The sequence below is a fragment of the Methylosinus sp. KRF6 genome, assembly GCF_018887255.1.
Taxonomy (GTDB): domain Bacteria; phylum Pseudomonadota; class Alphaproteobacteria; order Rhizobiales; family Beijerinckiaceae; genus Methylosinus; species Methylosinus sporium.
In genome coordinates this window covers 819,516-833,548 of record NZ_JAHLJF010000001.1, presented here as the reverse complement: position 1 = coordinate 833,548, position 14,033 = coordinate 819,516, and the positions used below count along the sequence as shown (strand labels likewise).

Genomic DNA, 14,033 nt, shown 5'->3' with positions numbered 1-14,033 from the left:
CAGTTGTCAAATAAGCATACGCACGAATTTCATCGGCTGTTTCGATCGCCGCGATCCATGCATGATCGCGGCGATCGAGGGCCTGATCAGGCGCGTGGATCTTCGCGCGTTTCGGCGGCGCGGCGCGCATCGAATCCGAATGTCGGATCGCTCGGCGGAATATGCGTCACCGCGCATTCCACCGTCATCAGCGAGGAGGCCGTGGCGACCGCATTACGCAATGCGAGACGCGTGACGCGCACGGGATCGATGACGCCGGCGGCGAAGAGATCGCCGCAAGCGCCGCTGCGCATATCCATTCCCCAGAAATCGTCATTCGATCGCCGCAGCTCGAACAAGAATTCATCGGCGTCGACGCCGGCGTTGGCGGCGATGCGGCGTATCGGCTCGTCGAGCGCGGCGCGCACGATGGCGACGCCATGGTCCTGATCGAGATTGTCGCCGCGCAGCTCTGCGAGAGCGGCGCGCGCGCGATAGAGTCCGACGCCGCCGCCGGCGATGACGCCGTCATTCTGCGCTGAGCGGGCGGAGTTGAGCGCATTCTCGATTCTCTGCATACGCTCCTTGATGACGATGTCCGACAAGCCGCCGGCGCGGATCGTCGCCATTCTGCCGGACAGGGCTTTTATGCGCGTCTGCAGATTTTGGAGCTCGTGGCGCTTGCCGCTCGGCGAGCCTTTGGAGCCGTCGCCTTCGACGATCCAATCGGCCTGACGTTTCGCCGAAGCGAGGCGATCGGCGATGACGGCGGCGTCGCCTTCGCCGCCGATGACCAGCGTATCGTCCTCGCGCACGACGACGCGTCGCGCGCGGCCGAGATGCTCGATCGTGACATTGGAAATATCTTCGCCGAACGCTTCCATGATCGCGCGGCCGCCGGTGAGCGCGGCGAGATCGAGAAGATATTCGTAGCGACTGTCGCCATAGCCCGGCCCCTTCACGGCGATGGAGCAGAGATTCTTGCGAATGTGATTGAGCAAGAGTCCGGGAAGCGCTTCCTCCGCTATGTTTTCCGCGACGACGAGCAGGCTGCCGCCGCGGCGCCGCACGAGCTCGAGCGCCGGCACCAGCTCGGAAAATTCATTGATGACGCGATCGTAGATGAGAATATGGGGATTCTCGAGCTCGGCGATTTTGCGCGCGCTGTCGGTCATGAAATAGGGCGAGCGATAGCCCTGTTCCCAATGCATTCCTTCGACGGATTCGATCTCGTCGGTCACGCCATTGCCGAGCTCGACATCGACGACGCCGCCTTCGCCGGCGATCTCCAGCGCTTCCGCGACGATCTCGCCTATGCCGTCATCGCCGCCGGCCGCGAGAGTCGCGACATGAGCGAGCGAGCGCCGATCGTCGCAACGACGCGAACGGCGCAAAAGGTCGGCCTCGACCGCGCGCGCGGCGCGCTCCATGCCGAGCGAGACGTCGCGCGGATTCATGCCGGCGGCGAGCGCTTTTCGCGTTTCCGCGGCGACGCGGCGCGTCAGCACGACAGAGGTCGTCGAGCCGTCGCCCGCTTCTTTGGCGACCGTCGTCGCCATTTGGCGCACCAGCGTTATGCCGACGCTCTCCATGCGTCCGGCGGCTTCGACCGCCTGCGCCACTGTGGCGCCATCCTTCGTCGCGACCGGCGGCAAGCCGGAGGCGCGATGCTCGATGACGACATTGCGCCCGCAAGGCCCGAGCGTCACGCCGACGGCGTTTGCGAGAACGTCGACTCCATCGAGCAGCTTTTTGCGAACGGGGTCGCCGAAGCGAATATTCCTGGCCACGACACTAATCCTCCACTGATGCGCGGCGCCGCCGCGGCGTCGCGCGCGTTTCCTTCGTTTTTTCGTTTCGCTTATTTTTTCTTGGGCTTGTCGAAAGCCGTAATGTCGATGTCCTCACGTCCGGCGTTGAGCGTCATCGCGCTGCGGCCCGCCGCCACACGGCGCGCGCGGTTGCGCTCGACGCGTATCCAGACGGAGATCAATCGGCGATCGTCGAAATCGAGCGTGCGACGTATTTCCTCTATGTCGACAGGCTCGAATTCCCGGCGCAGATAGGCCGCGAGTTCTCGCACGCGCTCCTCGCCGATGACTTCTTTCAGACGCTCTTCCTCTTCCTCGAGCTCGCGCAGAGAGGCGTCGAGCGCGCGGGCGGCTTCTTCGATAAAATCGCGGTCTTCCGGTCCCATCGCGTCACCTCTTGGAGACGATGCGCCGATCGCTTCGCAAGCCGTAGCGCGCCATTTTATGGTAGAGCGTCGCTCTGGTGATGCCGAGGCTGCGCGCCGCTTTGGCGATATTGCCTTTGCTCGAGGCGAGCGCATGTCGAACGGCGCGCGCCTCCCAATCGGAGAGGTCGAATCCGGCTTCGAGCTCGACTGTTTCGTCGACATTGGCGTCTTGTGACTCGGCGTCGGTCACGCGCTGATCGAAGTCGAGCTCCTGTAGAAAATCGATCGGAAGATCGTCGATCTCGATGACCGGGCCCTTGGCGACGGCGATGCTGGAGCGCAGCACATTGCGCGCCTCGCGAATATTGCCGGGCCAGGGATGCTTGAAGAATATGCGCCAGACTTCATCGGAAAAGCGCAGATCTTCCGCCGATCCCAGCGCGTCTCGCTCGAGGCGGAACAATTGCGACAGCAGCCCGAGGCGATCGGGCCGCTCGCGCAGCGGCGGCAGCCATAGCTGCACGCCGTTGAGGCGATAGTAGAGATCGCGGCGAAACGCGCCTTTTTGCACCATCTCCTGCAGGCTGCGATTGGTGGCGGCGACGACGCGCACATCGACGCGGATCGGCTTGCTGGAGCCGATCGGCACGACCTCGCTGGAGTCGAGCACGCGCAGCAGCGTCGCTTGCAGATCGGCGGCCATGTCGCCGATTTCGTCGAGGAACAATATGCCTTTGTCGGCCTCGACGAATTTGCCGGATTTGCCCTTTGCGCGCGCGCCGGTGAAGCTGCCGCCCTCATAGCCGAACAATTCGCTCTCGATCAGCTCGCGCGGAATGGCGGCGCAATTGATGGCGACGAGCGGACGCTCCTTGCGCGGCCCGCCGGCGTGCAGGCGGCGCACCAGATAATCCTTGCCGACTCCGGACTCGCCGGTGATGAGGATCGGAATATTGCGCTCCTGCAAGCCGGCCGCCTTGCGTAGCGCCGTCTCCAGCACGCTGTCGCTCCAATCGCGCTCGGCGTCGGGCCCGCAGGGCGCGGCGTCGGCGCGGTCGGGCGCGCGGCGAGCCGATGAGGCGGCGCCGTCGCGCCTCGGACAGCGATGCGCTTCCGCATAGAGCGGACGGCCGTTGCGATCGGGGAGCGATAGGATGCGGCCGCCTTCATGCGCGGCGATCAGCGCCGGCAGATCGACGCCGAGCGCGGTCGCCGCGCGCGCGCCGACGAGCGCGGAATAGCCGCCGCCGAGCGCCTCGACGGCGACGCGGTCGACGCCGCGAACATATCCGTCGGCGCCGACGAACACGCGGCCTTCGTCGGCGAAACGCGCATCCGCTTCGCCGATCGCGCGCAGGCGCAGCAGATAGCCGTCGGCGGCGAGGCGGTCGAACAGGCTCGCCTCCAGCATATGCCGCGCGATCTTCAGAAATCCGAGGGCGAGCTTGGCGGCGTCGCGCCGATCGGAGATCATGCCGAGGATCGCGCAGAGCCCGCCGTCGGGCGCGACGATGGGACAGCCGGCGGTCGCGAAGCGATGCAGCGCGCCGTTGAAATGCTCCTTGCCGTCGAAGGCGACGGGCTCGCGCAACAGGCTCGCCGTGCCGACGCCATTATTGCCGAGGCTGGCCTCGCTCCAATCGGCGCCGATGCGGCCGATCTGCGCGCCGCCGGCCGTTATGCGCGAGCCGGAGTCGAGCAGATGCACGACGGCGCCCGCCGGATCGGCGAGCAGCAGCGCGACATTGGTCTCGTCGAGCAGCGTGCGCAGATCATAGACCAGCGCCGAAAGATGCCCGGCGACGCCGCCGAGCGAATTGCGGCGCCAGCCGTCGAGCTCCGAGGCGCCGCTCTCGAGGCGGCGCTGGCGCGGCGCGAATTCCGCGCCGGGGGGCAGAGCATGGTCGTCGACGCAGCGCGCCCAGGCTTCCGCGACCTGCGGGCGCACCCAATCGGCGCCGGCGGGCGCCTGGCCGGTCTGCTTCATCCAGTCCCAGGCGACGCCCGGCCGATCGACGCCGTAGAAGCCGGTCTCCTCGGCGCCGCGCAGAGCGGCGACGGAGGCGGCCGCGCGATCGAGCAAGGGGGATCTCATTGCCATATCGCTCAAAAGCGATCCTCCCGAATTGTGACGTGTTGCGCCGGGCGTCCGCGCCGGGGCGCTCATGCGATGGCCGGCGCCCGCCGTCGCTTCGACGGCGGGCGCGCTTTCGACGTCGTAGCGGTCGGCGCTCAGCTGCGCGCGGCCGAGGGGGCTTTCTGGCCGGGCAGGGGCAGCTTCTGCAGCGCTTCGGCGAGCTGTTCGGCCGCATAGCCGAAGACGGCGCCCACGATCAGCGACAAGGCCGCCAGCAGCGCCGGATTATTCGGCGCGAGCGCGAGCAGGTCGTCGGCGTGCGTCGTCGCGAGCAGCGTCGCATAGGCGGCGAGGGAGACGGGCCATTCGGCGAGCGCCGGCAGCTTGGAGGCGAGCACGAGCAGGACGAGCGTCACCGCCACGGCGATGGCCGTCCAGGCGGCGACGCCGATCGTCTCGCCATAGGGCAGGCGCGTGGCGGCGACGAGCGCCACAGCGGCGAGCAGGACGCCGAACAGATGATGGGGGATCGACTTCTTGAGCCCCTCGAGCTTGCCGCCGAATTGCATATAGCCGGCCCAGCCGATGAGCGCGGCGAAGAGCTGCGCGCCATAGGATGCGGCGGGACCGAGCGCCAGAAATGCGGCGAGACCGCCGAGAGCGCCGACGCTCACGGCCCTAAAGGATGTGATGCTCATGACAATAGCCTCCAGCTGCGCGCGCGATCGAGGATCGGCGCAGATCGCATGAATCCCTCGACGGCGCAGTGGTCCGTCGATCTTCGAAAAGGAGAGTGGGGGGAGTTCAGGCGAGGCGCGCTGGGGGCGCGCGTGGGAACAGCGGCCGCAGCTCGGGCGCGGCGACGACGGCGTCGACGACATAGAGCGGCGTCGGCGCGCCGGAGAACATTTCGAGCGGAAGGATCGCGATGAGGACGCGTTCTTCCTCGCCGTCTATCGCCGAGCTGCAATGGAGAATGCAGCAGGGGCCGACATGATGGCTCTCGATCGGGGAAGAGTCGTTTTGCGAAGCGCGGGCGGAGTCGGCCTTGAAAGTCGCGCAGACGACGCCGGAGAATTGCGCGCTGTCGGCGGTGGCTCCGGCGGCGAAGCCGACGCCGACCGTCTGCAGCAGGAACAGCAGCGCCGCGACCAAGCTCAGGGCCGTTCGCATGACGCTCGAATGTGTCCGGCCGAGGATTCGCAAGGTCATATGCTCTGAAGCGTTCAGGCTTCGACGGTACGAGCGGCGCCCGCGAGCGTCAAGCGACGCTCCCTCGCGCACATGCGGCATGTTGTCGCGAACGTGCGCCCACGCCTGCGTCTGCGCTCCGCTCTGCTCCGCGCCCCGTTCCGCCTTTGCGGCGCGTGTGCGCGGCGGATGAAATCCTTCAGCGTTTTCGCAGCGTCGCCGCCACGATCCATGAAGGAGGCGACGCCGGACATGACGCCTTCGTGATCGACGAGATAGACGAGCGTGGTGTGGTCGATCGTATAGTCGCCGCCGTCGAGAGGAACCTTGCGATGATAGACGCGAAAGGCGCGCGCGGCGCGGTCGATCTCCTCCGGCGCGCCGCGCAGGGCGATGATGCGTCGTCCGAAGGAGGAGACGAAATCGGCGAGGCTTTCGGCGGTGTCGCGCTCGGGATCGAGAGTGACGAAGAGAATGTCGAAGCCGGCGCCGGAGGGATCCGCCTCATTGGCCGCGCGCGCGACCTCGAGCATCGTGCTGGGGCAGACTTCCGGACAATGCGCGAAGCCGAAGAAGATGGCGTAGGGCCGGCCGAGCATGGTCGTTTCGTCGACGACGGCGCCATTGGTCGCGGTCAGCCGGAAGGCGGGCGAAAAGCCGCGCGCGGCCGCTTGCGTGTGCGGCGCGAGGCGCGGCGCGGCGGCGCTCGCCAGAACGATGGCGGCGGCGATGGCGATCCACCATCGGCGCGCGCCGAGCGCGGCGGGAATGCGGCGTTCGCCGCCCGGCGCGGCGCGGGCGCCCGCCGGGCGGCTGGAGCGAGCGGAGCTCTCGGGCGGGATGGAGACCGATGCTCCGCTCGAACGACGAAGGCCGCGGCGGCGAATGAGGCGGCGAAAGCGCGCTGCGAGCCGCGCGCCGGTTCTCGGCGCGCGGCGCAGCGCTTCGACGAATGTGGTGCGTATGCGCGGCTCCACCTCTATGCCGCGCAGGCCGTCGGCGAGGCGCTCGACGGCGCTCTCCTTTTCCGCCGGCGTCGAATGACGTCCGATCTCGAGCCGGCGTCCGGCGGTTCTGATCTCGACCTGCAGATAGCGACGCGCGCGATCGAGACGGCGCTCGATGACGAGATCGGCGGCCTTGACGCGCCTTTGGTCGATGAGCCGGCCGCGCACATAATGCGCGACGCAGACGACGCCATTCTCCACCGTCACGCGCTCGACGATTTCGCCGCGCTGCGCGGGCGCGTCGCCGGCGAGGCGGCCGCAGAAGGATGCGAGGCCGTTGGCGGCGCTCGTCGCCGCGCGCATCAAGAGCGAAGCGAATGTGCGCGGCGCGGCCGGCGCGGCGTCGGCCGCGGGATGGGCGGATCGCGGTTTCGTCGGCGCGGGCTGCGCGCAGGGCTCCGTCACGCAGGTCTCCATTTCGCGGCGTCGTGTCGCGGCTCTCAATGTCGCAAGGTCTTATCGAAAACAGCAATTGCGCATATAGGTCAACGCGAAGGCGAATGATGTGGATGCGACCGGACGTCGCGTGCAGAAAGTGAACGACCATGCGTTCGATCGTGATCGTCGCAATGCGCGCGAAAGCGATACGTCTGTGCAGATTTCGATCCGAAATTCGCCGTTCGGCGCCTTTTCGCGCTATGTTTGTCGCTTCATGTGTCTCTCTGTGCGCTGGCGCCGAAGTTGCGGACCTCGCGCCGAGGGGCATGTTCAACAATCGGCTCGAGACATGATCACAGGCTCGCCGCGGCGGCGCGACCTTCTATCCTCGATAGGATATGGAAAATTTTGCCTATTGCGGGCGCTCACGCCCCCGCTGCTCCTTTTTGCGACAGTGGCGCTCTCCGCGCCCGCCGCGATAGAGGTGGAGCGCGCCTGGTGCGCGACTCCCCCCAAAGGGGTGAGGATCGGCGCCTGCTATCTCGCCCTGCGCAACGACGGCAAGATCGAGGATCGGCTGCTCGGCGTGGAGGCGGAGGCGGCCGGTCGGGTCGAATTGCATGTGACCAAGGTGGCCGACGGCGTCGGACGGATGCGGCCGCTCGCCGATGGGGTGGACCTCCCGCCCGAGTCGGTCGTCGATTTCCGCGAAAAGGGCTATCATCTCATGCTCGTCGATCTGCGCGGGCCCCTCGCCGAGGGCGAGACCATGCGCGGGACGCTGCGCTTCGAGCGCGCAGGGCCGCGGCCGGTGCTGTTCCACATCGAGCGGCCGGGCGCGCATTGAACCCGGCCGCGGCGTCGGCGTAGGATTGCGACGCCACGGCGCGGCGCGAAAATGATCCAAGGGCGGAGCTTTGCCGCCGGCGGGCGACCGGCCAATTAGGGATGCCGTAAAGGGGCGGATGGCGGAGTCGACGGATACCTCTATTTCAAGCCGGACGGAAAGATCGCGGAAAAGGCCGTGGTCTCGGTCAAAGGCGGCGGCAATGTCGGCGTGGCGATGATCCGCGACCTCATCGCCACGATCGAGCGCGAAGGCGCCAAAATCGGCGTGATCCTCACCCTCGAGGACTCTACGACGACCATGCGCCGGGACGTGACGGCAGCCGGCCTCACGAGAGTCCGATGCATGGCAAGTTTCAACGAATTCAAATTCTCACGATCGAGGATCCGTTCGGGGCCAAAAGCCGCATCTGCCCTGGATCGACCCGAGCGTCTTCCGCAAGGCCGAACGCGAGACCTCGAGCAAACAAGGCGATCTCTTATTGTAACCACTTCGTCATGAATATGACGCAAAAACGGGCGGAGCCTTTTGCGCCCGTCTTTGCGGCGACAAAATCCCTCCCATAGTGGGGTTCATCCCGCATTCAGCCGGAGTGCGGGATAGGATCGGCCTTCGCTCTCATGCTAGATGGGCGCGGATTTCCCGCGGATATGTCACGCAATGAATGAGTTGAACCCCAGTTTCGCGCAGAGCTCGCGTCTCGACGAGAATGCGGAGATCGCCGAGGACGAGGCGCGCAACGCGACGGCGAGGGCCGTGATGCGCGGCGCGGTCATGCCGCATCTGCTGCGCGACGAATTGCTTTGCGAGATTTTCGCGGCCCGCGTCGCGGCGACGCCCAATGGGCTCGCCATGGCGACCTTGGAGCGGCGCTTCACCTATCGCGAGGTGGACGCGCAGGCCTCGGCCATCGCCTGCGGCCTTTCGGAGCGGGACATCGGGCCCGGCGACGTCGTCGGCCTTTGGGGCGCGCGCGGGCCGGAGCTGCTGATCGCCCAGATCGCCATCGCCAAGACCGGCGCCGCCTGGCTGCCCTTCGACGCCGACGCGCCGGTCGACCGCATCGCGGTCTGCCTCGCCGATGCGGGCGCCAAGGCGCTGCTGACTTCGGCCGCTTTCGCCGCCAAGGCCGCCCCGTCGGTCTCGGTCGAGACGCTGGTCGACGAAGAGATCGCGGTCGCCGGCGGCCTCTGCCCCGATCCGCGCGGGCTCGGCGCGACGGGCGACCATGCGGCCTATCTCATCTACACCTCCGGGTCGACGGGGACGCCCAAGGGCATTGTCGTAACCGCGCGCAACATTTGTCATTATCTGCGCTCGGCCAATGAGATCTATCGGATTTCCACCTCCGATGTGGTGTTCCAGGGCGCCTCCGTCGCCTTCGACCTCTCCATGGAGGAGATCTGGATTCCCTATCTCGCCGGCGCGTCGCTCTTCGTCGCCACGCCGCAGATCATCGGCGAGACCGAGGCGCTGCCCGATATTCTGGAGGAAGCCGGCGTCACCGTGCTCGACACTGTGCCGACGCTGCTCGCCGCCATGCCGCGCGACGTCGCGACGCTGAAGAAGATCGTGCTCGGCGGCGAGGCCTGCCCGCCTTCGGTGGCGGAACGCTGGACGCGCATCGGCCGCACCATCTTCAACAGCTATGGCCCCACGGAGGCGACCGTGGTCGCCACCGTCTCCGAGGTCTGGCCCAATGAGACGGTGACGATCGGCAAGCCGATTCCCAATTACAGCTGCTATGTCGTCGATGAAAATCTGGCGCTGCTGCCGTCGGGCGCAGAGGGCGAGCTGCTGATCGGCGGGCCGGGCGTCGCCAGGGGCTATTTGCGCCGCGACGAGCTGACGGCCGAGAAGTTCATCGCCAATCCTTTCCCCTCGGACGGCTCCGATCCTATCCTCTATCGCTCCGGCGACGCCGTGATTCTGGACGAGAACGGCGACCTCCATTTCCGCGGGCGCATCGACGATCAGGTGAAGATCAGGGGCTTCCGCGTCGAGCTGGGCGAGATCGAGTCCGCGCTCTCGCGCCTCGACCATATACGTCAGGCGGCCGTCGTTCTGCGCAATGAGAATGGGCTGGACGAGCTCGTCGCCTTTCTCGTCGGCGCCACGGCCGTGTCGCCGGACCCGCGCGACCTGCGCGCCAAGCTGCGCGAGTTTCTGCCCTCCTATATGCTTCCGGGCCGGTTCGAGGTCGTGACCTCGCTGCCGCGGCTCTCCTCCGGCAAGGTGGACCGCAAGGCGCTGAAGCGGGCGCCGCTGACCGCCCCGCTGATCGACACAGAGGCGCAGGAGGAGCCGCGTACCCAGACGGAGGCCGCGCTGCTCGACGCCGCCAAGCGCGTGTTGCCGCCAGGCGCCATCCCCTTCGACGCCGATTTCTTCACTGATCTCGGCGGCCATTCGCTGCTCGCCGCGCGCTTTGTGTCGGTGGTGCGCGAGACGGCGCATCTCGCCTCGATCACGCTGCAGGACCTCTATTCCGAGCGCAATCTGCGCGCCCTCGCCGCCCATCTCGACGGCAAGGCGTCGCTCGCCGGGCCGCCGCGTGATCTCTCCTTCACGCCGCCGCCGCTGCTCCGGCGCTTCCTCTGCGGCCTCGCCCAGGCCGCCGCGCTGCCCTTCATCCTCGCTTTCGTCACCTCGCAGTGGCTCGGCGTCTTCGTCTCCTATCAGCTGCTCACTTCGCCGGACGCGAACATCCTCGAGGAAGTGGCGGCGCTGCTCGGCGTCTATATGTGCGTCAACATCGCCACTGTGGCGGTGTCGATCCTCGGCAAATGGCTGGTCATCGGCCGCACCAAGCCGGGGCGTTACCCGCTCTGGGGCGTCTATTACTACCGCTGGTGGCTGGCGCAGCGCCTCATCGGCCTCACCCACGCCAAATGGTTCCAGTGCTCGCCCTTGATGCGCCTCTATCTTTCCGCGCTCGGCGCGAAGATCGGCGCAGACGCCATCATCGGCGAATTGGACGTCGGCGCGATCGATCTCGTCAGCATCGGCGATGGCGCGAGCCTCGGCTCCAAGCTGAAGCTCGCCAACGCCCGCGTCGTCGGCAATGAGCTGATCATCGGGACGATCGACATTGGCGCGGACGCCTATGTCGGCACCTCCTGTGTGATCGAGGAGAATGTCGTCATCGGCGAAGGCGCGGCGCTCGAGGATCTGACCTCGGTTCCCGCCGGCTCGCATATCGGCGCCTATGAGATTTGGGACGGCTCGCCGGCGCGCTACAAGGGCGATGTCGACGCCCGCTCGCTCGATCCGCAATCGACGGCCTCCACGCCGCAACGGCTCGCCATGGGCTTTATGTTCACCGTGCTGGTGCTGGCGCTGCCGCCGCTCGGCCTGCTGCCGATCTTCCCGGCCTTTTGGGTGTTCGACCGTTTCGACAATTGGCTCGGCATAACGGATGTCGATCACGCCCTCTATCTCGCCGCCATCCCCGCGTTCGCCTGGCCGACGGCTTTCGTGCTGGTGCTCGTCACCGTGGCCTTCATTGTGGCCTTCCGCTGGATCGTGCTGCCGCGGGTCTCGGAGGGGACCTATTCGGTGTGGTCGGGCTTCTATCTGCGCAAATGGGCGGTGGCGCTGGCGACAGAAGTGACGCTGGAGACGCTCTCCTCGCTGTTCGCCACGCTCTACATGCGGACCTGGTACCGGCTGATGGGCGCCAAGATCGGCAAGGATTCGGAGATTTCGACCAATCTCTCCGGCCGCTACGATCTCGTCGAGATCGGCGAGAAATGCTTCATCGCCGATGAGGTGGTGCTCGGCGACGAGGATATGCGCCGCGGCTGGATGTATCTGAAGAAGGTGAAGACCGGCGCGCGCGTCTTCGTCGGCAATGACGCCGTGGTGCCGCCGGGCTCCGAGATTCCCAATGGCGCGCTGATCGGCATCAAATCCAAGCCGCCGGCCAATAGCGAACTCTCCGAGGGCGACACCTGGTTCGGCTCGCCGCCGATGAAGCTGCCGGTGCGCCAGACCTTTGACGGCGGCGGCGCCGCCTGGACCTATCAGCCGCCCTTCTGGAAAAAAGCGGCGCGCGCCGTCTATGAGGCGATCAACGTCTCGTTGCCGACCATGCTGTTCATCACTTTCGGCACATGGGCGGTGGAGAGCTTCGGCCAGAAGCTCATCGACGGCGATTATTGGTCGGTGTTCTGGCTGTTCGTGCTGTCATCGACGCTGATCTCGCTCGGCATGACGCTGGTCGTGGTGGCGGTGAAATGGCTGACCATGGGGCGCTATGAGCCGCAGGTGAAGCCCATGTGGTCCTTCTGGGCCATGCGCACCGAGGCCTGCGCCGTGCTCTATTGGGGCCTCGCCGGCAAAATATTGCTCGAGCATTTGCGCGGCACGCCCTTCCTGCCCTGGATGCTGCGCCTGTTCGGCTCGAAATTCGGCAAGGGCGTGTTCATGGACATGACCGACATCACCGAATTCGACTGCGTGAGCGTCGGCGACTATGCCGCCCTCAATCAGGTGGCGGCGCTACAGACGCATCTCTACGAGGATCGCGTCATGAAGGTCGGCCGTGTCGAGATCGGCCGCGGCGTCACCGTCGGCGCCGGCTCCACCGTGCTCTACGACACCCATGTCGGCGATTTCGCGCGGCTCGGCCCGCTTACCGTGGTGATGAAGGGCGAGAAGATTCCGGCGCATTCCGAATGGATCGGCGCGCCAGCCGAGCCGGCCGCGACGGCGCAAGTCGCGGTCGCGCCCGAGCGCGCGGCCAGCAAAGCGGCGTGAAGGTGGGGCGCGGCTCTCGCGCTTCAATCCTCGGCTTCGATCCTGTCGCCGCGCGTCGAGGGATGCGAGATCACCAGAAATTCCGCATCCTCGTCGCCGTCGTTGCGGACCCGATGCGCCGTTCCCGGCGCGATCTCGACGCCTTGTCCTGACGTTACGACGCAGCAGACGCCGGCGATCTCGAAACCGAGGGCGCCGCGCAGAACAAAGAAGAATTGCCGCGCCTTCTCATGTACGTGGCGCGTCTCGGCCCGGCCCGCCGGGATAAGCTCGAGAATGACGCCGAGATCGCGCCGATCGACGAAGCGCCAGCCTTCGCAATCGCCGCCCCACAGATAATGCTCGACGTCCTCCTTGCCGACGACGCTCATTTGCATTCGCCCTCCGCGCCTCTCGACATGAAGATCAGATCGGTGTCCTGCGGGCGCGTGCCGGCCGCGGTCAGCATCGCATGGACCTGTCCGCGATGATGGGTCTGATGGTTGAAGAGATGAACGATGACGAGCTTGCGCGGCTTGACGATATCCATCTGCTTGGCGCCCGAATACCAGGAGAAATCGCCCTCGAGCGCCGCTTCGTCGAAGGCGTCCGCAAAGGCGATCAGCCGCGCGTCCATCGCCGCGCGCTCCGACTTCATGACCGCCCAATCGGCGCGAAAGGAGGCGGAGTCGGCGATCGATACATTCGGGTTCGGGTCGCCGGCGAGGCGGCTCATCCACATGGCGTCCGCCCAGAGCAGATGATTCAGCGTGCCGTGGATCGATTTGAAAAAGGCCCCGCGATCGGCGCGCCGCGCCGCATCCGAGAGCGTATCGGCCGCCGCAAAGAGGCTCTCGTTCTGCCAGGCGTTGTAGCGCGCCATTTTCGGCGCGAAGGTGGAGGTGATCATTTTTCGGGCTCCTATTCCTCGACAGCGCCGCCGACGGCGCGCAAATGCGCCCTGAAGCTGAAATCCGGCTCGGCCGCGCGACGGGCGAGATAACCCCGGAAGCCGACCTGCGCGCGAAAACTCTCGCCCTCCCGCATTCGAGCGGCCTGCCCACGCTCACGATCTCTCACTTTTTCAGCGAGGAGGATAATATCCGTCTTGCGATCGAGCGGGAAAAAGATGGCTCCGTCTTCGTCCGCGACGACGAGATCCATCGTCGTCGCCACGACGGAACCGATGCGCGCCGTGGTCATTGCATCGGCCGGGCGCGGGTCGAGGCGCCGCGGCCCTGCGGGGATCGCGCCGAGGGAGAAGAGCGGCAAGCCGATTTGCTCGAGATCGGCCGTGTCTCGATGCAGGCCCCAGATCAGCACGCCCGCGAAACCGGCCTGCTGCAGCTCCAATGCGACAATATCGCCGACGCAGGATTCATCGAGCCGGCCGCCATTGTCCACGACGAGCACATCGCCCGCGCAATTTTCCGAGATCGCTTCGAGAAATACATCGACGCTGCCGACATGGCGCACAGGCCGCGCGCGACCGGCGACGCGCATTCCCGAAACGAGCGGCCGCAATCCGCTCGGCGCGCAACGAACCTCGACGCCGAGGCGGATGCAGGCGTCGGCGAGATGCGCAGTGGTCAGGGTCGAAAGTCGCTCGAACATTCGGGTCGCTCTCTTTTCGAA

12 protein-coding genes are annotated in these 14,033 nt (G+C 66.5%); 3 read left to right on the top strand and 9 right to left on the bottom strand.

What is annotated here, in order from left to right; genetic code table 11:
- Positions 1-86: 86 nt before the first annotated feature.
- The 6 genes from KP010_RS04005 to KP010_RS23030 all read right to left on the bottom strand — a co-directional run bounded on the left by KP010_RS04005 (position 87) and on the right by KP010_RS23030 (position 6,838).
- On the bottom strand, positions 87-1,769 hold the full coding sequence (locus tag KP010_RS04005; RefSeq protein ID WP_216280444.1) for a molecular chaperone GroEL: 1,683 nt from the start codon (positions 1,767-1,769) through the stop codon (positions 87-89).
- Positions 1,770-1,840: 71 nt separating this feature from the next.
- A complete protein-coding gene (locus KP010_RS04000; protein WP_142864469.1) occupies positions 1,841-2,176 on the bottom strand; it encodes a hypothetical protein in 336 nt (111 codons plus the stop codon).
- Positions 2,177-2,180: 4 nt separating this feature from the next.
- Positions 2,181-4,253 (bottom strand): sigma-54-dependent Fis family transcriptional regulator, encoded by a 2,073-nt coding sequence (locus KP010_RS03995; protein ID WP_246659999.1) that lies wholly within the window; start codon positions 4,251-4,253, stop codon positions 2,181-2,183.
- Between the two features lie 137 nt (positions 4,254-4,390).
- On the bottom strand, positions 4,391-4,933 hold the full coding sequence (locus tag KP010_RS03990) for a DUF1097 domain-containing protein (RefSeq protein WP_166141541.1): 543 nt from the start codon (positions 4,931-4,933) through the stop codon (positions 4,391-4,393).
- Between the two features lie 106 nt (positions 4,934-5,039).
- Entirely contained in the window at positions 5,040-5,408 is a 369-nt protein-coding gene (locus KP010_RS03985; protein WP_142864486.1) for a hypothetical protein, read from the bottom strand.
- A gap of 53 nt (positions 5,409-5,461) precedes the next feature.
- Positions 5,462-6,838: an SCO family protein gene (locus KP010_RS23030; protein WP_216280443.1), complete on the bottom strand. Its 1,377-nt coding sequence runs from the start codon at positions 6,836-6,838 to the stop codon at positions 5,462-5,464.
- Between the two features lie 322 nt (positions 6,839-7,160).
- Here KP010_RS23030 and KP010_RS03975 point away from each other — a divergent pair, with 322 nt between their 5' ends.
- The 3 genes from KP010_RS03975 (at position 7,161) to KP010_RS03965 (ending at position 12,419) form a co-directional block, all read left to right on the top strand.
- Positions 7,161-7,658: a copper chaperone PCu(A)C gene (locus tag KP010_RS03975; protein ID WP_216280442.1), complete on the top strand. Its 498-nt coding sequence runs from the start codon at positions 7,161-7,163 to the stop codon at positions 7,656-7,658.
- Positions 7,659-7,820: 162 nt separating this feature from the next.
- Complete coding sequence (locus KP010_RS03970) at positions 7,821-8,159, top strand: hypothetical protein (RefSeq protein ID WP_371824223.1); 339 nt, start codon at positions 7,821-7,823, stop codon at positions 8,157-8,159.
- A 159-nt stretch (positions 8,160-8,318) separates the two neighbouring features.
- On the top strand, positions 8,319-12,419 hold the full coding sequence (locus KP010_RS03965) for a Pls/PosA family non-ribosomal peptide synthetase (RefSeq protein ID WP_216280441.1): 4,101 nt from the start codon (positions 8,319-8,321) through the stop codon (positions 12,417-12,419).
- A gap of 23 nt (positions 12,420-12,442) precedes the next feature.
- On the opposite strand, the gene KP010_RS03960 is transcribed toward KP010_RS03965, so the two are convergent.
- Genes KP010_RS03960 through KP010_RS03950 form a run of 3 tightly spaced genes read right to left on the bottom strand, consistent with a single transcriptional unit; the run spans position 12,443 to position 14,012 of the window.
- Entirely contained in the window at positions 12,443-12,796 is a 354-nt protein-coding gene (locus KP010_RS03960) for a cupin domain-containing protein (RefSeq protein WP_210244350.1), read from the bottom strand.
- Entirely contained in the window at positions 12,787-13,308 is a 522-nt protein-coding gene (locus KP010_RS03955) for a DinB family protein (protein WP_142864490.1), read from the bottom strand. Before KP010_RS03955 ends, KP010_RS03960 begins: the two co-directional genes overlap by 10 nt.
- A gap of 11 nt (positions 13,309-13,319) precedes the next feature.
- Positions 13,320-14,012 (bottom strand): RraA family protein, encoded by a 693-nt coding sequence (locus KP010_RS03950; RefSeq protein ID WP_142864491.1) that lies wholly within the window; start codon positions 14,010-14,012, stop codon positions 13,320-13,322.
- Positions 14,013-14,033 lie beyond the last annotated feature (21 nt).